Source organism: Comamonas sp. FG99, assembly GCF_057808605.1.
Genome location: NZ_JBMDII010000028.1, coordinates 21,031 through 40,557 on the forward strand (window position 1 = coordinate 21,031; position 19,527 = coordinate 40,557).

A 19,527-nucleotide genomic window follows, 5' to 3' on the forward strand; every position below is an offset into this window, starting at 1 on the left:
TCACTCCAGGCGGATGTTGGCCTTCTTGATCACCTCGGCCCAGCGCCTGGCCTCGCCCTGGATGAAGCTGTCGAACTGCTCGGGCGTGCCGCCCACCGGGTCGATGCCGTATTCGATCAGCCTGGCATGTATGTCCGGGGCATTCACCACGGCCTGCATCTCGGCCGACAGCCGGTGCACGATGGCGCTGGGTGTCTTGGCCGGCGCCAGCAGCCCGATCCAGCTGCCGCCGGTCATGCCGGGGTAGCCGGATTCGGCCATGGTCGGCACCTCGGGCGCGGCCGGCCAGCGCTGCGCGCTGGTCATGGCCAGCGCGCGCAGCTTGCCGGCCTTGACCTGGGGCAGCATGGTCTGCACCGAGTCGAAGATGGCGGCCACCTGGCCTGAGAACAGGTCCGGCAGCGCCGGGGCGATGCCCTTGTAGGGGATGTGCGTCATCGGCGCGCCGGTGGTCTGCGCAAACAGCTCGGCCACCAGGTGGGCGCCCGAGCCCGCGCCGCTGGAGGCATAGGTGGCCTTTTGCGGGTTGGCCTTGGCCCAGGCGACGAACTCCTTGAGGTTGGTGGGCGGCAGCTGGGCGCTGGAGACCATCAGCAGCGGAATGCCGCCGAACTGGCTCACGCCGCGCAGATCCTGCAGCGGCGAGTAGGTCATCTTCGGGTAGAGGCTGGGGTTGATCGCATGCGCGGCCACGACGACCAGCAGCGTATGGCCATCGGGCGCCGAGCGTGCCACCGCGGCCGAGCCGATCTGGCCGTTGGCGCCGCCCATGTTCTCCACCACGATGGGGGTTTTCAGGCGTTCGCCCAGCCGGGTCATCAGCAGCCGGGTGACGGTGTCGGACACGCCGCCGGGGGTGTAGGGCACGACCACGCGGATGGGCTTGGCCGGATAGGCGTCGTCGGCCAGGGCGGGGCCGCAGGCCAGCGCGGCGGCGCCCAGGCAGGCCGAGAGCAGCGTGCGGCGCAGAAGGGATTGCATAGGGGGTCTCCTTGGTGTGGTGAATGTGTTTCAGGCGGTGGTTTCGATCCAGCCGTCGTCCATCCAGCGGCGGGGTATGCGCACCGGGTGGTCCAGCAGCATCTGCGCGAAGGACTTGCCCAGCGGGTCGGAGCGCAGGCTGGCCACGCCGCCGCCGTCCAGCGCCTGGTGCAGCACGAAGTTCAGCGCGTGCAGGCCCGGCACCTCGTGGCGCTCGACCTCGCCCTGCACCAGGTGCGCGAACCAGGCGCGCACCTGCGCGCTGCCCAGCTGGGCGCGCAGCAGCGGCAGGAATTCGGGGCGGCGGGCGATCACGCCGATGTTCTCGTCGTCGCCCTTGTCGCCGCTGCGGGCCCAGGCGAGCGTGACCAGCGGCACTTCCAGCGTGTCGGCCCCGGCGTCAAGCGCGGGCAGCGGGGGCAGGGCCGGGGCGGGCAGGGCGGGGCCGCAGGCGGTGGGCGCCACCGCCTGACGGATCTCGCCAAGCTCGACCTGCAGCGCCAACATCTGCTTGGACACCAGGAAGGAAAACACCTTGATCACCGGCTGCACATCGGCCCGCCCGGCGAAGGAGGAGCGCGTGCCCGGCCCCATCGACGTGCCCGCCGACGCGCATTCGCGCTGCAGCAGGCCGAGCGCCTTGGGGTCGGCATGGCGCGCCGCGATGCGCAGCACCACCTCGCGCGTGGGCAGGGCGCGCGCCTGGGCGCCGTACAGCGCTTCGCAGCCCAGCAGTTCCACGCAGGTCTGCGTGTAGTCGGCGAAGCCGCGTGCGCGCAGCTGCCCCCGGGTGCGCTCGAGCAGCGCAGCGGCGGTCTTGCGCGCCTTGGCCGGCGCATCGATGCCGCGAATGGCCATCATCAGCTGCAGCTGGTAGCCGTCGCGCCAGGTGCCGTTGGCCTTGTAGGTGCCGGTCGGCGGGCGGCCGCGGGCGCCGCTGACGCGCACGCACTGCGGCCCCACCGGCTGAACCTGCACCTGGCGGAAATCGCAGCTGACGTCGGGCATCAGGTAGTTGGCGGGGTCGCCCACCTCGTAGAGGATCTGCTCGGACACCGCGCCGGGGTGGACCAGCCCGCCGGTGCCTTGCGGCTTGGTGAGGGTGAAGCTGCCGTCCGCTGCGCAGTCGATCACCGGGTAGCCCATATGGGCCCAGTCGGGCACCAGCTGCCAGTCGGTGAACAGGCCGCCGGTGGCCTGGGCGCCGCACTCGATCACATGGCCGGCCAGGGTGGCGGCGGCCAGGAGGTCCCAGTCGTCCCAGCGCCAGCCGAATTCGTGCGCCAGCGCGCCGACCACCACCGCGCTGTCCACGCAGCGGCCGGTGATGACGATGTCGGCCCCGAGCGCCAGCGCCTGGGCGATGCCCCGCGCACCCACGTAGGCATTGGCCGAGTACAGCGCGGCCGGGGGCGCCTCGCCGCTGTGCAGCTCGCGCAGGCCCTGGCCGCGCAGCTGCTCGAATTGCGGCAGCAGGTTGTCGCCGCTGAGCACCGCGATGCGCGGCGACAGGCCCTGCTGCGCCGCAACCGCCGCCAGCGCGTCGCGGCAGGCATGGGGGTTGAGCCCGCCCGCATTGGCGATCACGCGCACGCCCTTGGCGCATATCGCCGCCAGGTGCGGCGCCATTGCGGCATGCACGAAGTCGGTGGCATAGCCCAGCGCGGCATCCTTGGCGCGGGCCCGCGCCAGGATGGACATCGTGGTCTCCGCCAGGTAGTCGTACACCAGGTATTGCAGCCCGGGCACCGCGAGCAGCTGGGGCGTGGCGATGGCCGAGTCGCCCCAGAAGCCGCTGGCGCCGCCGATGCGTATGGCCCGGCTCATGCCGGCGCTCCGATGCGCAGCAGCAGCGCGCCCTTGCTGGCCTGGCTGCCGGCCTCCACGTACAGCTGCGACACCTGCCCGCCCATGGGCGCGGTGAGCGTGTGCTCCATCTTCATGGCCTCCAGCACCAGCAGGCGCTGGCCGGCCTCGACGCTGTCGCCGTTGCGCACCGCGACTGCGACGACGCGGCCGGTCAGCGGCGCGGTGACGTGGCCGCTGCCCTCCCGCGCGCCGCGGCTCTTGCGCGCCTGCACATGGGCAAGGCGCCAGGCCCGGCCCGCATGGAAGAGGTGCAGCGCATCGGGCTCGGCGGCGAACACCAGCGATTCCGCCATGCCGTTGCATTCGGCGTGCAGCGATGTGCGCTCCTGATCGCTCCAGTACGCATCGCGCAGCGCGAAGTCCTGCGCGGGCGCATCGGGCCCGTCGGCAGCCATGCGGCGCACCTGGGCGCGCCAGGGCACCTGCCGGGTGTCGACGCTGATGTCCCACTGCACGCCGTCGAGCGCCAGGGCCAGCCGGGTGGGCGGGGCGCCCAGCATGGGCGCGGTGATGCAGTCCTGTCCCTGCTCCTGCGCCTTGCCGCCGGCCAGCAGCGCGAGCGCCGCCAGGGCCACGGTGCGGTGGCTGGGCTCGGGCCGCTGGCACAGCTGCGCGCCGAAGCGCTGCTGCACGAAGCCGGTGTGCACCGCATCGCCCTGGGCGAACACCGGATCGCGCAGGCAGTCGGCCAGGAAGCCCTGGTTGCTGGGCAGGCCCAGCAGCGCGCAGTGCTCCAGCGCCAGCAGCAGCTTGCGGCGCGCGGCATCGCGCGTGGCGCCGTGCGCCACCAGCTTGGCGATCATGGAGTCGTAGTGCGGCGACACCGCGCCGCCTTCCGCCAGCGCGTGGTCGATGCGGACGTCGAAACCCGCGCCGGGCGGGCGCCAGCGCAGCACCGGGCCGGTCTGGGGCAGAAAGCCGGCCGGCACGTCCTCGGCGGTGAGCCGCACCTCGATGGAGTGGCCCTGCAGGCGGATATCGGATTGCCGCAGCGCCAGCGGCTCGCCGGCGGCCACCCGCAGCTGCCACTCCACCAGGTCCAGCCCGGTCACCGCCTCGGTGACCGCATGCTCCACTTGCAGGCGGGTATTCATCTCCATGAAATAGAAGCTCCCCTCGCGGTCCAGCAGGAATTCCATGGTGCCGGCGCCCACGTAGCCAATGGCCTGGGCGCTGCGGATGGCGGCCGCGCCCATGCGCTCGCGCAGCCCGGCATCGACCGCCGGCGAAGGCGATTCCTCGATCACCTTCTGGTGGCGCCGCTGCACCGAGCAGTCGCGCTCGCCCAGGTGGATCGCATGGCCGTGGCTGTCGGCCAGCACCTGGATTTCCACATGGCGCGGCGCGAGCACCGCGCGCTCCAGGATCAGCTCGTCCGAGCCGAAGGCCGCCAGCGCTTCGGAGCGGGCCGAGGCCAGCGCCTGGGGCAGGGCGGCGCTGTCCTCGACCAGCCGCATGCCGCGCCCGCCGCCGCCCGCCGTGGCCTTCACCATGATGGGGAAGCCGATGCCGGCGGCGGCGCGCAGCAGCGCCTCGTCGCCCTGCTCCTCGCCCTGGTAGCCGGGCACGCAGGGCATGCCGGCCGCCGCCACCAGCCGCTTGGCCTGGGCCTTGTTGCCCATGGCGCGGATGGCGTCGCCCGAGGGGCCGATGAAGACCAGGCCGGCGGCATCGACCGCGTCGGCGAAATCGCCGTTCTCGGCCAGGAAGCCGTAGCCCGGGTGGATGGCATCCGCGCCCGCGCGGCGCGCGGCGTCGATGATGGCCGCAATGTTCAGGTACGACTCGCGCGGCGCCGCGCCGCCGATCAGCAGCGCGCAGTCGGCGGCGCGCACATGGGGGCTGGCGCGGTCGGCCTCGGAGTAGACCGCCACCGAGCGGTAGCCCAGGCGGCGCACGGTGCGCAGGATGCGCACGGCGATTTCGCCGCGGTTGGCCACCAGAACGGTGTGGAAGGGGCGGATCTGCTTGGGGTGGGTCATGTCAGTTGCTTCCCGTCGGGGTGGGGGCGGGCGCCGGCACGGCCTGCGCGGCACGGATGTCGTCGGCGCTGAATGCGCGCAGCCAGCGGGCCGGGCGCCTGGCGCGGAAGGCGGCGATGCCTTCGGCGCCCTCGCTGCGCATGCAGGCGGAGAACTGCTGTGCCGCATCGTCCAGCAGGGTGCCGTTGTCTTCCTGGCCGCAGCGGCGCAGCAGCGGCTTGAGCGCGCGGTTGGCGCCCGGCGCGCAGGCGGCGATGCGGCTGAGCCACTGCGCGAGCAGGGCGTCGAGCGCGGCGCCGTCGGCGGCCAGCTCGTCCACCATGCCCAGGGCCTGCGCGGTGTCGGCGCTGATTTTTTCACCGCTCAGGCCCAGGCGGCAGGCCACGCGCTGGCCGAGCCGCGCGACGACGAAGGGCGCGATCTGCGCCGGGATGATGCCGAGCGAAGTCTCGCTCAGTGCAAAGCGGGCGCCGCGGGTGGCGAGCACGATGTCGGCGGCGCAGGCCAAGCCCATGCCGCCGCCCATGGCCGCGCCTTCGACCGCGGCGATCACCGGAATGGGCAGCGCGCACAGGCGCTGCATGAAGCGGCCGAACTCGCGGTTGCGCGCGGCGATCGGGTCTGCGCCGGGCCCGATCGCCGCGTGGGCGTCGAGCCGGGCCTGGAAGCTGCCCACGTTGCCGCCGGCGCAGAAAAAGCCGTGGCTGCCGCGCAGCACCAGCGCCCGCACCGAGGTGTCGCACAGGGCCTGCTCGACGGCCTGCGCCAGCGCGGCCACCACCTCGGGGGCGAGCGCGTTGCGCGTGGCGGGAGTATTCAGCGTGGCGAAGAGCACGCCATGCAGGGTGCGCACGACGACCGGCGGTGGGTGGGCTGTGTCCTGGCTCATCGCGCTCACCTCAGCCGTTCCTGGTCATCAGGCCCATGTGCCGGGCGATGACCATCAGCATCACCTCGTCGGCGCCGCCGCCGATCGAGCCCAGCCGGTAGTCGCGGTAGGCGCGCGAGACCGGGTTGTCCCAGGTGTAGCCCATGCCGCCCTGGAACTGCATGCACCAGTCGGCGATCTCGCGCGACAGGCGCCCGGCCTTGAGCTTGGCCATCGAGGCCAGCTCGGCCACGTCGCCGCCGTCCACATAGGTCTTGGTGGCCACGTAGATCAGGGCGCGCAGCGCTTCGAGCTCGGTCTTGAGCTCGGCCAGCTTGTACTGGATGAACTGGTTGTCCAGCAGCGGCCTGCCGAAGGCCTGGCGCTGGCGCAGGTAGTCGGCGGTCTCCTCGATCCAGGCGATGGCGGACAGGCGGCGCGCGGCGCCGTCGAGCCGCTCTTCCTGGAACTGCTTCATCTGGTAGATGAAGCCCATGCCTTCCTCGCCGATGCGGTTGCCCACCGGCACGCGCACTTCGTCGAAGAAGATCTGCGCGGTATCGGAGCTCCACATGCCGAACTTGCGGATCTTGTGCACCTCGACGCCCTTGGCGCGCTTGCCGCCTTGCTTGAGCGGCACCACGATCAGCGACTTGTTCTTGTGCACCGGGCCTTCGGAGGTGTTGCACAGCAGGCAGATCCAGTCGGCCTGGGTGCCGTTGGTGATCCACATCTTGGAGCCGCTGATCACATAGTCGCCGCCGTCGCGGCGGGCGCGCGTCTTGAGCGACGCGACATCGGAGCCCGCGCCCTGCTCGGACACGCCGATCGAGCAGACCTGCTCGCCGGCGATGGCCGGCGCCAGGTACTCGCGCTGGAGCGCATCCGAGCCGAAGGCGGCCAGCGCCGGCGTGGCCATGTTGGACTGCACGCCGATCGCCATGGCCACGCCCTGGGCGCGGGCATAGCCCATGGCCTCGGCCGCGGCCACCGCATACGAGAAATCCAGCCCGAGCCCGCCATGGGCCTCGGGCTTGGTGATGCCCAGGAAGCCGAGCTGGCCCAGCTTGCGGAACAGTTCATGGGCGGGAAAGGTCTCGGCGGCTTCCCATTCGTCGACGAATGGGTCGATCTCTGTGCTGATGAAGCGGCGGATGCTGTGCATCAGCTCGCGGTGCTCGGGGGAATAGATCATGGCGGGGTTTCCTGCAAATGTGGGGGGATCACAAGCGTGCGACGCCGAACTGCACCGGGCGGGTGCGGCGCTGCGCGGCCTCGCGCACGGTGGCCAGGGCAAAGGCCAGCACCGCGCGCGTGTCGCGCGGATCGATCACGCCGTCGTCCAGCAGGTGGCCGCTGGTGTAGAAGGCGCTGGCCTGGCGCTCGAAGTTGGCCACGATCTCCTGCTGCTGCGCGGCCAGCCGGGCCTCGTCCACCGGCAGGCCCTTGCGCTCGGCCTGCTGGCGGGCCACGATCTCCAGCGTGGCGGCCGCCTGCTCGCCGCCCATGACGGCGGTGCGGGCGTTGGGCCAGGAAAAGCAGAACCGCGGGCGGAAGGCGCGCCCGCACATGCCGTAGTTGCCCGCGCCGAACGAGGCGCCGCAGTAGATGGTGATCTGCGGCACGCGCGAGTTGGCCAGCGCCTGGATTAGCTTGCTGCCGTGCTTGATCATCCCGGCCTCTTCCGAGGCGCGGCCGACGATGAAGCCGGTGGTGTTCTGCAGGAAGACGATGGGCGTGCCCGACTGGTTGCACAGCTGGATGAACTGCGCCGCCTTGGTGGCGCCCGCCGGATCGATGGGGCCGTTGTTGCTGACGAAGCCGACCGCCAGGCCCTCGATGCGCCCATGGCCGCAGACCGTGGCCGCGCCGTAGTCCGGCTTGAAATCCAGCCAGCGCGAATCGTCCACCACGCGGGCGATGATCTCGCGCATGTCGACCGGCTTTCTGTGCTGCAGCACCATCGCGCCGGCCAGCTCGTCGGCATCGAGCCGCGGCGGCAGGAAGGCGGCGGGCCGGGCGCTGGCGCGCGCCCAGTCCAGGTTCGCCACGATGTCGCGCGCGATGGCGATCGCGTGGCCATCGTCTTCGGCCACGTATTCGGCCAGGCCGCTGACGCTGGCATGCATGTCGGTGCCGCCCAGCTCCTCGTCGCTGGCGATTTCGCCGGTGGCGGCCTTGAGCAGCGGCGGGCCGGCCAGGAAGGCCTTGCCGCGCCCGCGCACCATCACCACATAGTCGGACAGGCCCGGCATGTAGGCGCCGCCCGCGGTGGACGAACCATGCACCACGGTGACCACCGGCAGGCCCGCGGCCGACAGGCGGGCGAGGTTGTAGAACATGCCGCCGCCGCGGATGAACTTGTCGACGCGGTACTTGCGCAGGTTGGAGCCGGCCGATTCGACCAGGTGCACGAAGGGCAGCTGGTTCTCCAGCGCCAGCTCCTGGCAGCGGATGATCTTCTGGTTGCCGGCCTCGGTCAGCGCGCCGGCATCGATGCCCGAGTCCGAGGCCAGCACCATGCAGCGCACGCCCGAGACGAAGCCGATGCCGGCGATCTGCGAGCCGCCAGGCACGCAGCGCTCGGGGTCCGGGTCGTCGAGGCCGTAGCCGGCCAGGTTGCACAGCGGCAGGAAGGGCGCGCCGGCATCGAGCAGGCGCGCCACCCGCTCGCGCGGCAGCAGGGCGCCGCGCCTGGCGAAGCTGGGCGCGGCCTTGGCCGAGGCGTCGGCGGCCCGCTGCTCCAGCTGGCGCAACTGCTCCACCAGGGCGAGCATGCCGGCGCGCTGCTCCTGGAAGGCGGCGGCGGCGGGATGGATTCGGGATTCAAACGGAGTCATGGGAAACAGTGGGTTGCGGCTGGGATGGATTGAAATTCAGCCGCCGCCCGGCAGCAATCGCAAACTGCCGGAATGTGCATAATGTGCACATTGGGCATAGGACGGCCATGTCGGGAACACAGAGCATCGATCGCGCGGCAGCGCTGCTGCGCATTGCCGCGCGCCACCATGCGCAGGGGATCACGCTGGGCGAGCTGGTGGAGGCGGCCGCTCTCGAGCGCACCACCACCTACCGCATCGCCTCGTCGCTGGTGCGCGCCGGCCTGCTCGCGCGGGAGGGCGGCGAGGGGCGCTACCGCCTGGGGCCGGAGACGGTGGCGCTGGGGCAGGTGGCCATGGCGCGCTCGCCGCTGGTGGAGGGCTGCCGGCCGGCGATGATGGCGCTGGCGCGGCGCTCGGGCGACCAGGTGTTCCTGGTGGTGCGCTCGGGCGACTACAGCCACTGCCTGCACCTGGAAGAGGGCGGGCGGCCGGTGAAGGGCTTTGCCGAGACGGTGGGCACCACGCGGCTGCTGGGCCTGGGGGTGCCGAGCTTCACCTTTCTGGCCTGCATGGCCGACGCCGCCGTGCAGGCGCACTATGCGCGCCACCAGGCGGACTACCGCGCGCACCGCCTCAGCGAGAGCCGGCTGATGCGCTGGGTGCGCCAGGCGCGCGAGCAAGGCCATGCCCAGGTCTCGGCGCAGGGGCTGGCGGGCGTGGGCGTGCGCTTCGAGGTGGGCTCGTGCGCGGATGCCGCGCTCGGCGTGGTGGCCGCGGCCGCGCGCATGCCGCGCGCCCGCGGGCCCGAGGTGGCGCAGATGGCGCGCGAGGAGCTGGGCCGGTTCGGCTGGAGCGTGCCGCCGCAGATGGATGCAAGCAGATTTTGAAAGCGTATGGCAAAAAAGCAGTCACATATATCCGAGACCCCGGCCACCCAGGCGCTGCGCGCCGCGAAGGTGGCGTTCACCGAGCATCCCTACGACTATGTGGAGCACGGCGGCACCCAGGAGTCGGCCCGGCAGCTCGGGCTCGACGAGCACATGGTGGTCAAGACGCTGGTGATGCAGGACCAGGATGCCCGGCCGCTGATCGTGCTGATGCACGGCGACCGCAAGGTATCCACCAAGAACCTGGCGCGGCAGATCGGTGCCAAGTCGGTCGAGCCCTGCAAGCCCGAGGTGGCCAGCCGCCACAGCGGCTACCTGGTGGGCGGCACCTCGCCCTTCGGCACCCGCAAGGCGCTGCCGGTGTATGTGGAGAGCAGCATCCTGGCGCTGCCGCGCATCGCCATCAACGGCGGGCGGCGCGGTTTTCTGGTGCAGCTCGAGCCCCGGGTTTGTGCTGAACTGCTGCATGCGGTGGCGGTGCAGTGCGCGCTGGCAGAATAACGGGTTTTGTCGAACTACGGAATTGCGGCCCTGACCATGGTGTATCCGATCCTCGTTGCCATTGCGGCCTATCTGCTGGGCTCGCTGTCCTTTGCCGTCATCGTCAGCCGCGTCATGGGGCTGAACGACCCGCGCACCTACGGCAGCAAGAACCCCGGCGCCACCAATGTGCTGCGCTCGGGCAGCAAGGCGGCGGCGGTCGCCACGCTGGCGCTCGACGCCGCCAAGGGCTGGCTGCCGGTGGCGCTGGTGGCCTGCTTCGGCAAGCCCTACGGCCTGGAGGGCGGCACGATGGCGCTGGCCGGGCTGGGCGCCTTCCTCGGCCATCTGTGGCCAGTGTTCTTCAAGTTCGAGGGCGGCAAGGGCGTGGCCACCGCGCTGGGCGTGCTGCTGGGCTTCAGCGGCTGGCTGGGGCTGGCGACGCTGCTGACCTGGGTCATCATCGCCGCGTTCTTCCGCTACTCGTCGCTGGCGTCGCTGGCGGCCTCGGTGTTCGCGCCGGTGTACTACCTCATGGGCGGCGGCGTGGCCTGGGAGTTCGATCAGTGGATCTGCGCCGCCATCGTGCTGATGGCGGCCCTGCTGATCTACCGCCACCGCCTCAACATCCAGCGCCTGATCGAAGGCAAGGAGTCGAGGCTGGGGCAGAAGAAGAAATAGGATGTGGACTATAAAAATAAGAGCTGTTGGCGCTTTGTTATCAATGGTTTGCAATATAAAACATATTGAAAACTAGATAGGGAAAGGGTCAGCAGCTATATTTTTGATGGTCATTCCTGCGGCACAGCAGTGCTGCGCCCGCCCTCAGTCGCGGAAGTTGTTGAACGACAGCGGCACTTCCGACACGTCCTTCTTCAGCAGCGCCATCGTGGCCTGCAGGTCGTCGCGCTTGGCGCCGGTCACGCGCACCGCGTCGCCCTGGATCGCGGCCTGCACCTTGAGCTTGCTTTCCTTGACCAGCTTCTGGATCTTCTTGGCCAGCTCCGACTCGATGCCGTTCCTCACCTTGATGACCTGCTTGACCTTGTCGCCGCCGATCTTCTGCACCGCGCCCTTGTCGAGGAAGCGTACGTCCACGTTGCGCTTGGTGAGCTTGTTGCGCAGGATTTCCTCGACCTGCTGGAGCTGGAAGTCCGCATCGCCGAACAGGGTGATCTCCTTGTCCTTGAGCTCGATGCCGGCAGAGGTGCCCTTGAAGTCGAAGCGCGTGCCGATCTCCTTGGCGGAGTTGTCGACGGCGTTCTTCACTTCGACGAAATCGGCTTCGCAAACCGTATCAAACGATGGCATGTATCTTTCCCTTTCAATAGCGTGCGCAGCACCGGTGCGACAATCTAGCGATGTTAGTCGAGAAATTTGTTCCCCTGCAGCAGTACAACACGTTCGGCATCATGGCCCGCGCCAGCTCGTTGGTCCGGGTGCATGACGAGCAGGATATCCGCCAGTTCATAGCCCAGCCGCCCGCCGGCGCCAGCCGCGATGCGGTGGTGCTGGGCGGCGGCAGCAACATCGTGCTCACCGGCGATGTGCAGCCCACGGTCTTCAAGATGGAGATCAAGGGCCGGCGCGTGGTGGCCGAGACCGACAAGGCGGCCATCGTCGAGATCGGCGCCGGCGAGGTCTGGCACGACGCGGTGGCCTGGACGCTGGAGCAGGGCCTGCCCGGCCTGGAGAACCTGGCGCTGATTCCCGGCACCGTGGGCGCGGCGCCGGTGCAGAACATCGGCGCCTACGGCGTGGAGCTGCAGGACCGCTTCGATTCGCTCGATGCGATCGATCTGGCCACTGGCCAGGGCTTCTCGCTCGACGCGGCGCAGTGCGCCTTCGGCTACCGCGACTCGGTCTTCAAGCACCAGCCGGCCGAGAAGCTGCCGTTGTCCACGCTGATGCGCCAGCCCGGCGGCGCGATGCCGCGCGGCATGGGGCTGGCCGGCCGCGCGGTGATCACCCGGGTGCGGCTGGCGCTGCCCAAGCCCTGGCGGCCGGAGCTGAGCTACCTGGACCTCAGCCGCAAGCAGGCGGAAAAGGGCGTGGAGCAGCCCAGCGCCCGGCAGATCTTCGACTGGGTCTGCGAGATCCGCCGCGCCAAGCTGCCCGATCCGGCGGTCATCGGCAATGCGGGCAGCTTCTTCAAGAACCCCACGGTGACGGCCGAGCAGTGCGCCGACATCATCGCCCGCGAGCCCAAGATCGTGCACTACCCGATGCTGGACGGCAGCATCAAGCTGGCCGCGGGCTGGATGATCGATGCCTGCGGCTGGCGCGGCAAGGCCATCGGCAAGGCCGGCGTCTACGACCGGCAGGCGCTGGTGCTGGTCAACCAGGGGCGCGGCGAGGGCAGCGTGACCGGCGGCGAGGTGATGACGCTGGCGCGCGCCATCCAGACCAGCGTGTACGAGCGCTTCGGCATCCGGCTGGAGCCGGAGCCGGTGGTGTGGTGACCGGCCCGGCCGAGGCGGCCTGGCCTATTTGAGATTGCCCGACAGAAAGCGCGCTAGCCGCTCGCTCTTCGGACTGGTCAGCACCTCGCGCGGATGGCCCTGCTCCTCGATCAGGCCCTGGTGCAGGAAGATCACGTGGTTGGACACTTCGCGGGCGAAGCCCATCTCGTGCGTCACCACCAGCATGGTGCGGCCCTGCTGGGCCAGCACCTGCATCACGCGCAGCACCTCGCCGACCAGCTCGGGATCGAGCGCGCTGGTGGGTTCGTCGAACAGCATCACCTCGGGCTCGACCGCCAGCGCGCGGGCAATCGCCACGCGCTGCTGCTGGCCGCCGCTCATGTGGCCGGGGTAGGTGTCTTCGCGGCCCTCCAGCCCCACCAGCTGCAGGTACTTGCGGGCACGCGCCACCGCCTCGTCGCGCGGCAGGCCCAGCACATGCACCGGCACCTCGGTGATGTTCTGCAGCACCGTCATGTGCGCCCAGAGGTTGAAGTGCTGGAACACCATGGCCAGCCGCGAGCGCAGGCGCTGAAGCTGGCGCTGGTCGGCCGCCTCCAGCGCGGCGCCATGGCCATCATTGCGCCCGGGGCGCAGCCGCAGCTCTTCGCCGGCCACCACGATACGGCCCTGCTGCGGCTGCTCCAGCAGGTTGATGCAGCGCAGGAAGGTGCTCTTGCCCGAGCCCGAGCTGCCGATGATGCTGATCACGTCGCCGGCGCGGGCGTTGAGCGAGACGCCCTTGAGCACTTCGTTTTGCCCATAGCGCTTGTGGATGTCCAGCGCCTGGAGTTTGTAGGGGGTATTGCTTGTCATGGTCATGCCTTGCGCGGTGCCAGGTAGCCCAGGTAGCGGCGCTCCAGCAGGCGGCAGCCGCCGATCAGGCTGAAGGTGATGCACAGGTAGATGGCGGCCGCGAAGAGGTAGGCCTCGAACGGCAGGTAGAAGTCGGAGTACACGCGGCTGGCGGCGCCGGTCAGGTCCAGCAGCGAGGGCACGGTGCTGGCCAGGCTGGAGCTGTGCAGCATCATCACCACCTCGTTGCCGTAGGCGGGCAGCATGCGGCGGATGGCGCTGGGCAGCACGATGCGGCGCATCAGCTGCCAGTGGCCCATGCCCATGGCGCGCGCGGCCTCGACCTCGCCCTTGCTGGTCTCGCGGATGGCACCGGCCAGCATCTCGGCGGTATAGGCGGCGGTGTTCAGGCTGAAGGACAGCAGGGCGCAGAAGAACGGCTCCTTGAAGTGCGTCCAGGGCCAGACGCTGTCCCAGCGCGCCTGCACCCATTCGAGCTGGGCGAAGCCGTAGTAGATCAGGTACACCTGGATCAGGAGCGGCGTGCCGCGCATGAAATAGGTGAAGGCCGCCACCGGCAGCCGCACTGGCGCCGAGCGGCTGACCAGCGCCAGCGCCATCAGCAGCGCCAGCACGGCGCCGGCGGCCAGGCTGATGAGCGTCAGCTGCAGCGTGACGACCAGGCCCTGCGCATACAGGGCCAGCGTGCCGGGCTCGAAGATCACGCTCCAGTTCATAGCTGCACCTTGTCGGTTCCGAGGCTATAGCGCGCGGACAGGCGCTTGAGCAGCTGCAGCGACACCGCGGTGAACACCAGGTACAGCGCGGCGGTGAACAGGAAGAAGGCGAAGGGCTCGCGCGCGGCCGCGCTGGCCTGCTTGGCCAGGTAGGTCATGTCGTGCAGGCCGATCAGGCTGACCAGGGCGGTGGCCTTGATCAGCACCAGCCAGTTGTTGGTGAAGCTGGGCAGCGCGTAGCGCACCATCTGCGGCAGCGTGATGCGCACGAAGGTGCGCACCGGCCCCATGCCGAAGGCCCAGGCGGCCTCCATCTGGCCCTTGGGGATGGCCAGGATGGCGCCGCGGAAGGTCTCGGTCATGTAGGCGCCGTAGATGAAGCCTATGGTCATCACGCCGGCGGCGAAGGGGTTCAGGTCCACGCCCTGGTCGCTGCCCAGGAGTTCGAGCAGGTTGTTCAGGCCGATGGCGCCGCCGTAGAAGATCAGCAGCATCATCAAGAGCTCGGGAATGCCGCGCACCACCGTGGTGTAGGCGGTGGCCAGCCAGACCAGCGGGCGCCGGCCCGAGAGCTTGGCCGCAGCGCCCGCGAGCCCGATCAGCGTGGCCACCAGCAGCGATGCCAGCGACACCGCGACCGTGAGCAGCGCGCCGTGCAGGATCGAGTAATAGTATCCGCTCATGTCGTGCAGGTTGAGCGGTGGGCGCGCGGCGTTGGGCGAGTCGCACCCGCACAACGCTCAATGCCCATCGCACAACGGGGGTTCATTGGCCGTACGGGTCGAAGTCGAAGTACTTCTTGGCGATCTTGGCGTAGGTGCCGTTCTTGCGGATGGTGTCGATCGCCTCGTCGAGCTGCTGCTTGAGCTCCTTCTGGCCCTTGCGCATCGCAATGCCTATGCCTTCGCCGTAGTACTTCTCGTCGTACTGGTCGGGGCCCGCATAGCCGTAGTCCTTGCCCTCGGGCTTGCGCAGGAAGCCGCCGTGAACTTCCACCTTGTCGGCGACGGTGCCGTCGAGGCGGCCGGCCTGCAGGTCGAGGTAGACCTGGTCCTGCGACTGGTAGGCCACCACGTTCACGCCGGCGGGCTTGAGCTCGCCCAGCGCCCATTTCTCCTGCGTGCTGCCCTTGAGCACGCCGATCTTCATGCCCTTGAGCGAGGCCGGGCCGCCGTACTTGACGGTCTTCTTCACCACGATGGCGCTGGGCGTCTTGTAGTAGCGCTTGCTGAAGTCCACCACGCGCTTGCGCTCGGGCGTGATCGAGATGGAGCTGATGATCACGTCGAACTTCCTGGCTTGCAGGCCGGGGATCACGCTGTCGAACTCGGATTCGACGAACACGCACTTGCGCTTGAGCTGCTCGCACAGCGCGTTGGCGATGTCGATGTCGAAGCCGACGATCTCGCCCGCAGGGGTCTTGTATTCGAAGGGCTCGTAGGCCGGGTTGGTGCCCACCCGCAGGTCGGCGGCAAAGGCGGAGCCGGCCAGGGTGGCAATGGCCACAGCCATCAGCGATGCGCGCATGGTGATTCCTTGTATCGAAAGCCGCACGGCGGCAGTAAACCCGCTATTTTCGCCGCATCTTGGCTGGCCGGCGAAATTTAATTGGCGCGCGCCGGGGCCGGAGCCGAAATCCCCGCTGCCCCGGCGCACCCGCAAGAGGCGCCACGCAGGGCCTATAATTGCCGGTTCGCCCGCATTCGCGGTCATGGGTTCCCTCGCCCCCATTCACCAAAAAGGATCATCATGGTGTCCATCCAGGCGCAGCCGTCGCGCGTGCCGCTTTATCTCGCTCTTTTGGTGGCGTTTCACATCGCCATCGTCATCGCCAGCAACTACCTGGTGCAGCTGCCGATCAACCTGCTGGGTTTTCACAGCACCTGGGGCGCGTTCAGCTTTCCGTTCATCTTCCTGGCCACCGACCTGACGGTGCGGCTGATCGGCAAGTCGCCGGCGCGGCGCGTGATCACGCGGGCCATGCTGCCGGCGCTGCTGGCCTCGTACGTCGTGGGCGTGCTGTTCCACGAGGGCCGCTTCAACGGCCTGGGGGCGCTGGGCGAGTTCAATGCCTTCGTGTTCCGCATCGCGCTGGCCAGCTTTGCGGCCTATGTGCTGGGGCAGCTGCTGGACATCCAGGTGTTCGACCGCATCCGCCAGCGCAGCCATGCCTGGTGGCTGGCGCCGGCCGCGGCCTCGGTCTTCGGCCAGGCGCTGGATACCGCGGCCTTCTTCGCCATCGCGTTCTGGCGCAGCGCCGATCCCTTCATGGCCGCGAACTGGGTGGAGATCGCGCTGGTGGACTATGTGATCAAGCTCGCGGTGAGCCTGCTGCTCTTCGTGCCCGCCTACGGCGTGGCGCTGGCGGCCATCGTGCGCGCCATGCGCCAGGGCGCGGCGCCCGCGATGGCGCTGCGCTGATTCAGGCCGGTGCAAGGCGCCGTTCGGGCGCCTGCAGCGGTTTACCTGGACGCGGAGATCTGCCCGTCCACGCCCTTGACGAAGAAGTCGATGGCGCCCATCCAGGCATCGTCCGCGCGGGTGCCGGCGGGCAGGCGCTCCTTGCCGGCGGTGTCCACCACCGGGCCGGTGAAGACGTCGAAGCTGCCATCCTTCATCTTCGCCTTGACGGCCTCGACCTTGGCGCGCACGTCGGCGGGAATCCGCTCGGACAGCTTGATGAGGTCGTTCTGCCCCTCGGGCACGCCCCAGCGCGTGACCTGGCCGCCCTTCCAGCTGCCGTCCAGCGCGCTCTTGACGGTCTTGATGTAGTAGTGGCTCCAGTTGGCGATGCACGAGCCCAGGTGGGCGTTGCCGCCGAATGCGCTCATGTCCGAATCCCAGCCGAAGGCCAGCTTGCCGGCCTTGTCCACCGCCTGGATCACCGCGGGCGAATCGGTGTTCTGCAGCAGCACGTCGGCGCCGTTGCCCAGCAGCGAGACCGCGGCCTCGGTCTCGCGCGGCGGGTCGAACCAGCTGTTGGTCCACACCACCTGGGTCCGGATCTGCGGGTTCACGCTTTGCGCGCCCAGCGTGAAGGCATTGATGTTGCGCAGCACCTCGGGAATCGGCACCGAGCCCACATAGCCCAGCTTGCCGCTTTGGCTCATGTGGCCCGCGATGATGCCGGCCAGGTAGGTGTCCTGGTAGAAGCGCGAGTCGTAGACATTCAGGTTCTCGGCGGTCTTGTAGCCGGTGGCGTGCTCGAACCTGACCTGCGGGAACTCGGCCGCCACCTTGACCATGGCCTCCATGAAGCCGAAGCTGGTGCCGAAGATCAGGGTGTTGCCCTGGCTGATGAGGTCGCGCAGCACGCGCTCGGTGTCGGCGCCCTCGGGCACGCTCTCGATGAAGCTGGTCTGCACCTTGTCGCCGAATTCGGCCTCGACCGCCTTGCGTCCCTGGTCGTGCGCAAAGCTCCAGCCAGCGCTGCCCACGGGGCCGACATAGATCCAGGCGGCCTTGAGCGGGCCGGAGGCGGGGGCAGGGGCTGCCGCAGGCGCGGCGGCGGCCGGGGCGGCCTCTTCCTTTTTGCCGCAGGCGGCCAGGCCGGCGGCGCCGAGCGCCGAGACGGCGGCCAGGCGAAGCAAATGGCGTTTGCGCAGATCGAGATTCATGGGGCGTAGGGGTAGTGGTTGAAATGGGCGGGTACGCAGGTGGTGTGTGCAAATAGCGGGCCAATCGTACACCGGCAGGTTCGAAAAAAAGCAACCGCACAGGCTGGAAGGCCGGTCGGTTGCCTTGGTGCTGGTGGCATTGATGCTTGCCTGGCGGGCGCCGATGCGGCGCCCGATGCCAAACCCTCAATGCACAACGCGCTCCGGTATTACTTCTTGGCGCTGCCGTCGTTCAGCTGCGCCAGCGCGGCATTGCCGCCCAGCGACAGCAGGCCGGCGCGCGAGTACACGCCGAGCTTGTCGCGGGTGTCGGAGATGTCCAGGTTGCGCATGGTCAGCTGGCCGATGCGGTCCAGCGGGCTGAACGGCGCGTCTTCCACCTTTTCCATCGACAGGCGCTCGGGCGCATAGGTCAGGTTGGGCGACTCGGTGTTCAGCAGCGAATAGTCGTTGCCGCGGCGCAGCTCCAGTGTCACGGTGCCGGTGACCGCGCGCGCCACCCAGCGCTGGGCGGTCTCGCGCAGCATGATGGCCTGCGGGTCGAACCAGCGGCCCTGGTACAGTAGGCGGCCGAGCTTGAGGCCGTTCAGGCGGTACTGCTCGATGGTGTCTTCGTTGTGGATGCCGGTCACCAGGCGCTCGTAGGCGATGTGCAGCAGCGCCATGCCGGGGGCCTCGTAGATGCCGCGGCTCTTGGCCTCGATGATGCGGTTCTCGATCTGGTCGCTCATGCCCAGGCCGTGGCGGCCGCCGATGCGGTTGAGCTCCAGGAACAGCTCCACCGGGTCGGCGATCTCCTTGCCGTTGACGGCCACCGGCAGGCCTTCGTCGAAACTGATCGACACCTCTTCGGCCTTGACCTCGACCTCGGGCTTCCAGAAGGCCACGCCCATGATGGGGTTGACAATGCGGATGCCGCTATTGAGGAACTCCAGGTCCTTGGCCTCGTGCGTCGCGCCCAGCATGTTGGAGTCGGTCGAGTAGGCCTTCTCGGCGCTCATCTTGTAGCCGAAGCCCTCCTTGGTCATGAAGGCCGACATCTCGGCGCGGCCGCCCAGCTCGTCGATGAACTGCTGGTCCAGCCAGGGCTTGTAGATCTTCAGCGCCGGGTTGGTGAGCAGGCCGTAGCGGTAGAAGCGCTCGATGTCGTTGCCCTTGAAGGTGGAGCCGTCGCCCCAGATGTGCACATCGTCTTCCTTCATCGCGGCCACCAGCATGGTGCCGGTCACCGCGCGGCCCAGCGGCGTGGTGTTGAAATAGGTGATGCCGCCGGTGCTGATGTGGAAGGCGCCGGCCTGGATGGCGGCGATGCCTTCGCCCGCCAGCTGCGCGCGGCAGTCGATCAGCCGGGCCTGCTCGGCGCCGTACTCCATGGCCTTGCGCGGGATGGCGTCGTAGTCGTCCTCGTCGGGCTGGCCCAGGTTGGCGGTGTAGGCATAGGGCAGCGCGCCCTTGTTCTTCATCCAGCGCAGCGCGGCGCTGGTATCGAGGCCGCCCGAGAAGGCGATGCCGACCTTCTGGCCGACGGGTACGGATTGCAAAATGGTTGCCATGGGTGATCTCTTAAAAACGATAGCTGCCTGCGCTTGCTGGGTATGTGCCAGTGGCGAAAAAGCTGCCTGAGCCTGTCAGGCGTAGTGGCAGATGTAGTGGTAGCTGTCCGTCACGCGGATGTCGAACTTGGAGTTCGCCGGGATCTGGAAGCGCTCGCCGGGGCCCGAGGTCTTCCATTCGCTCTCGCCGTCCAGCCTGTACTCGCAGGAGCCGGCCACGCACTCCATGATCTCGGCGGCGGCCGTGCCAAAGGTCAGCGTCGCGGGCAGCACCACGCCGGCGGATTGCTTGGTGCCGTCGGCCAGCGTGAAGCTGTGGCTGACGCACTTGCCGTCGAAATAGACATTGGCCTTGGCGGTGAGGGTGACGCCCTGGATGCTCTCTGTGGTCATGGGTGGCTGCTGCGAGGAAGGTTGAAACTGTTGATTTTAGCGGGCATGGCGCAAGAAAAAGGCGACCCGGGGTCGCCTGCT

The 19,527-nt window shown here is 69.1% G+C and carries 19 protein-coding genes; 5 read left to right on the forward strand and 14 right to left on the reverse strand.

Features of this window, described 5'->3' with window-relative positions:
* From ACODRX_RS18035 to ACODRX_RS18060, 6 genes are read right to left on the reverse strand one after another with little or no spacing between them, the layout of a single operon-like run.
* A complete protein-coding gene (locus ACODRX_RS18035; protein WP_488872920.1) occupies nt 1-981 on the reverse strand; it encodes a Bug family tripartite tricarboxylate transporter substrate binding protein in 981 nt (326 codons plus the stop codon).
* A gap of 30 nt (nt 982-1,011) precedes the next feature.
* A complete protein-coding gene (locus ACODRX_RS18040; RefSeq protein WP_488872921.1) occupies nt 1,012-2,808 on the reverse strand; it encodes an acyclic terpene utilization AtuA family protein in 1,797 nt (598 codons plus the stop codon).
* Complete coding sequence (locus ACODRX_RS18045; protein ID WP_488872922.1) at nt 2,805-4,832, reverse strand: acetyl/propionyl/methylcrotonyl-CoA carboxylase subunit alpha; 2,028 nt, start codon at nt 4,830-4,832, stop codon at nt 2,805-2,807. Before ACODRX_RS18045 ends, ACODRX_RS18040 begins: the two co-directional genes overlap by 4 nt.
* A gap of 1 nt (nt 4,833) precedes the next feature.
* Nucleotides 4,834-5,721: an enoyl-CoA hydratase/isomerase family protein gene (locus tag ACODRX_RS18050; RefSeq protein ID WP_488872923.1), complete on the reverse strand. Its 888-nt coding sequence runs from the start codon at nt 5,719-5,721 to the stop codon at nt 4,834-4,836.
* Between the two features lie 10 nt (nt 5,722-5,731).
* A complete protein-coding gene (locus ACODRX_RS18055; RefSeq protein ID WP_488872924.1) occupies nt 5,732-6,895 on the reverse strand; it encodes an acyl-CoA dehydrogenase family protein in 1,164 nt (387 codons plus the stop codon).
* A gap of 28 nt (nt 6,896-6,923) precedes the next feature.
* On the reverse strand, nt 6,924-8,540 hold the full coding sequence (locus tag ACODRX_RS18060) for an acyl-CoA carboxylase subunit beta (protein WP_488872925.1): 1,617 nt from the start codon (nt 8,538-8,540) through the stop codon (nt 6,924-6,926).
* Between the two features lie 107 nt (nt 8,541-8,647).
* Between ACODRX_RS18060 and ACODRX_RS18065 the strand changes: the two genes are divergently transcribed.
* Genes ACODRX_RS18065 through plsY form a run of 3 tightly spaced genes read left to right on the forward strand, consistent with a single transcriptional unit; the run spans nt 8,648 to nt 10,570 of the window.
* Nucleotides 8,648-9,409 carry an IclR family transcriptional regulator gene (locus ACODRX_RS18065; RefSeq protein WP_488872926.1) on the forward strand — a complete coding sequence of 254 codons (762 nt, stop codon included), beginning with the start codon at nt 8,648-8,650 and terminating at the stop codon, nt 9,407-9,409.
* 6 nt (nt 9,410-9,415) lie between these two features.
* Nucleotides 9,416-9,910 (forward strand): Cys-tRNA(Pro) deacylase, encoded by a 495-nt coding sequence (gene ybaK, locus ACODRX_RS18070; protein ID WP_488872927.1) that lies wholly within the window; start codon nt 9,416-9,418, stop codon nt 9,908-9,910.
* A 30-nt stretch (nt 9,911-9,940) separates the two neighbouring features.
* Nucleotides 9,941-10,570 (forward strand): glycerol-3-phosphate 1-O-acyltransferase PlsY, encoded by a 630-nt coding sequence (plsY, locus tag ACODRX_RS18075; protein ID WP_488872962.1) that lies wholly within the window; start codon nt 9,941-9,943, stop codon nt 10,568-10,570.
* A gap of 144 nt (nt 10,571-10,714) precedes the next feature.
* On the opposite strand, the gene ACODRX_RS18080 is transcribed toward plsY, so the two are convergent.
* Complete coding sequence (locus ACODRX_RS18080; protein ID WP_488872928.1) at nt 10,715-11,200, reverse strand: YajQ family cyclic di-GMP-binding protein; 486 nt, start codon at nt 11,198-11,200, stop codon at nt 10,715-10,717.
* A 50-nt stretch (nt 11,201-11,250) separates the two neighbouring features.
* Between ACODRX_RS18080 and murB the strand changes: the two genes are divergently transcribed.
* Nucleotides 11,251-12,351 (forward strand): UDP-N-acetylmuramate dehydrogenase, encoded by a 1,101-nt coding sequence (gene murB, locus ACODRX_RS18085; protein WP_488872929.1) that lies wholly within the window; start codon nt 11,251-11,253, stop codon nt 12,349-12,351.
* Nucleotides 12,352-12,375: 24 nt separating this feature from the next.
* On the opposite strand, the gene ACODRX_RS18090 is transcribed toward murB, so the two are convergent.
* The 4 genes from ACODRX_RS18090 to ACODRX_RS18105 form a co-directional block, all read right to left on the reverse strand.
* Nucleotides 12,376-13,167, reverse strand: a complete 792-nt coding sequence (locus ACODRX_RS18090; protein WP_488872930.1) for an ABC transporter ATP-binding protein — start codon at nt 13,165-13,167, stop codon at nt 12,376-12,378.
* Nucleotides 13,168-13,169: 2 nt separating this feature from the next.
* Nucleotides 13,170-13,883 (reverse strand): ABC transporter permease, encoded by a 714-nt coding sequence (locus tag ACODRX_RS18095; protein WP_488872931.1) that lies wholly within the window; start codon nt 13,881-13,883, stop codon nt 13,170-13,172.
* Nucleotides 13,880-14,566: an ABC transporter permease gene (locus ACODRX_RS18100; RefSeq protein ID WP_488872932.1), complete on the reverse strand. Its 687-nt coding sequence runs from the start codon at nt 14,564-14,566 to the stop codon at nt 13,880-13,882. The genes ACODRX_RS18095 and ACODRX_RS18100 overlap by 4 nt, the downstream gene beginning before the upstream one ends.
* Nucleotides 14,567-14,648: 82 nt before the next feature.
* Nucleotides 14,649-15,410 (reverse strand): lysine/arginine/ornithine ABC transporter substrate-binding protein, encoded by a 762-nt coding sequence (locus ACODRX_RS18105; protein WP_488872933.1) that lies wholly within the window; start codon nt 15,408-15,410, stop codon nt 14,649-14,651.
* Nucleotides 15,411-15,632: 222 nt separating this feature from the next.
* On the opposite strand from ACODRX_RS18105, the gene ACODRX_RS18110 reads away from it, so the two are divergent.
* Nucleotides 15,633-16,304 carry a 7-cyano-7-deazaguanine/7-aminomethyl-7-deazaguanine transporter gene (locus tag ACODRX_RS18110; protein WP_488872934.1) on the forward strand — a complete coding sequence of 224 codons (672 nt, stop codon included), beginning with the start codon at nt 15,633-15,635 and terminating at the stop codon, nt 16,302-16,304.
* 41 nt (nt 16,305-16,345) lie between these two features.
* Here the strand turns inward: ACODRX_RS18110 and ACODRX_RS18115 are convergent, their stop codons facing one another.
* The 3 genes from ACODRX_RS18115 to ppnP form a co-directional block, all read right to left on the reverse strand.
* Nucleotides 16,346-17,500 carry a BMP family ABC transporter substrate-binding protein gene (locus ACODRX_RS18115; protein ID WP_488872935.1) on the reverse strand — a complete coding sequence of 385 codons (1,155 nt, stop codon included), beginning with the start codon at nt 17,498-17,500 and terminating at the stop codon, nt 16,346-16,348.
* 209 nt (nt 17,501-17,709) lie between these two features.
* The gene (gene argG / locus ACODRX_RS18120; protein WP_488872936.1) at nt 17,710-19,053 is read right to left on the reverse strand and encodes an argininosuccinate synthase; all 1,344 of its coding nucleotides are present in this window, start codon (nt 19,051-19,053) and stop codon (nt 17,710-17,712) included.
* Between the two features lie 75 nt (nt 19,054-19,128).
* Nucleotides 19,129-19,446, reverse strand: a complete 318-nt coding sequence (ppnP, locus tag ACODRX_RS18125) for a pyrimidine/purine nucleoside phosphorylase (protein ID WP_488872937.1) — start codon at nt 19,444-19,446, stop codon at nt 19,129-19,131.
* Nucleotides 19,447-19,527: the final 81 nt, after the last annotated feature.